A 1183-nucleotide genomic window follows, 5' to 3' on the forward strand; every position below is an offset into this window, starting at 1 on the left:
AGTGAACCAACAACCGCTCTACCTTTAACCCTGACATGCTTTATGTGTGCCGGGGTTTTGTTTATTTGGAGAACCCCACATGCGTTACCACAAACTCAAAGCCGGGGAATGCCCCGGCACCTATGTCGTCACCGAACCCGTGACCGAGCAAGACCTGTTGCGTATCGCCAATCAGATTGCTCGCAAGCGTCTTGCCAAAGGCTCCGCCATCACCAGTACCACAGAGGCCGCTGAGCGGCTGCAGACCCTGCTGCAGGACCGGGAGCACGAAGTGTTTGGTGCACTGTTCCTCGACTCCCAACATCGTGTACTGGCCTTTGAGGAGCTGTTTCGCGGCACCTTGGACAGCGCCAGTATCTACCCACGGGAAGTGGTCAAGCGGGCCATACTGCTCAACAGTGGGGCCATCATCGCGGTGCACAATCACCCCAGCGGTGACCCGGAACCCAGTCAATCTGACAGGGTCTTTACCCAGGCCCTCAAAGAAGCCTTGGCGCTGGTCGATGTGCGATTGCTTGACCATCTGGTGGTCGGTGCTGAGGGCTTAGTCTCGATGGCCGAAAGAGGTCAGCTATGAACCAGACCCCAGGCAAAACCCACCTCACCGCCCTCGATATCCTCATCGAGTTGCGCTGTTGGCTGGCAGACAACGTCGAGATGCAGACCGAGCCCGCCATCGTGGCTCACCTGCCTAACGGCTCCCCGCTCACCCAGGCCGATAGTATCGAGGCCATCGATGCGCTGCTGCATCAGCTGCGCCATTAGTCCGTTCCAAAAGAGAAATGAGCGATGCGATTACCTAACCCCTATTCCCTTGAGGAAACCCTGAGCAAGCTGCGCCATCGTCTGGCTACTGCCTGCAACGAGGAGGCGCTGGCATTACTGGAAAAAGCCGTCACCAAGGCGCGTGATGACGAGGGTTATGCCAGGCAGCTTGAAGAGGCCTTGCTGCGGGGATCCACCATCGAGATCCGCGAATGCCTCAGCTGCTTTGGCGACTACTTCGAGCGCTCCCGAGACGCACCACCCTATTACCCGCATCACGATACCGTCAACGGCATTGATTGTGCGCTCTACGCCATCCTGTTTGATGCGGCTTACCCAGACGCAGAGCAGGCGCACGAATAACGCCAGCATCCCCAAACCCGGATCATCCGCGCCAACACCATGATCCGGATATTCC

The 1183-nt window shown here is 58.0% G+C and carries 3 protein-coding genes; all 3 read left to right on the forward strand.

The window, feature by feature from the left end; genetic code table 11:
• The first annotated feature begins 79 nt into the window (after positions 1–79).
• From radC to OKB77_RS23920, 3 genes are read left to right on the forward strand one after another with little or no spacing between them, the layout of a single operon-like run.
• A complete protein-coding gene (gene radC, locus OKB77_RS23910) occupies positions 80–577 on the forward strand; it encodes a RadC family protein (protein ID WP_042045083.1) in 498 nt (165 codons plus the stop codon).
• A complete protein-coding gene (locus OKB77_RS23915) occupies positions 574–765 on the forward strand; it encodes a hypothetical protein (RefSeq protein ID WP_029303518.1) in 192 nt (63 codons plus the stop codon). Before radC ends, OKB77_RS23915 begins: the two co-directional genes overlap by 4 nt.
• A 24-nt stretch (positions 766–789) precedes the next feature.
• A complete protein-coding gene (locus OKB77_RS23920) occupies positions 790–1128 on the forward strand; it encodes a hypothetical protein (RefSeq protein WP_201882943.1) in 339 nt (112 codons plus the stop codon).
• Positions 1129–1183 lie beyond the last annotated feature (55 nt).

It is taken from the genome of Aeromonas sp. Y318-3 (assembly GCF_027706185.1).
Taxonomy (GTDB): Bacteria; Pseudomonadota; Gammaproteobacteria; order Enterobacterales; family Aeromonadaceae; genus Aeromonas; species Aeromonas veronii.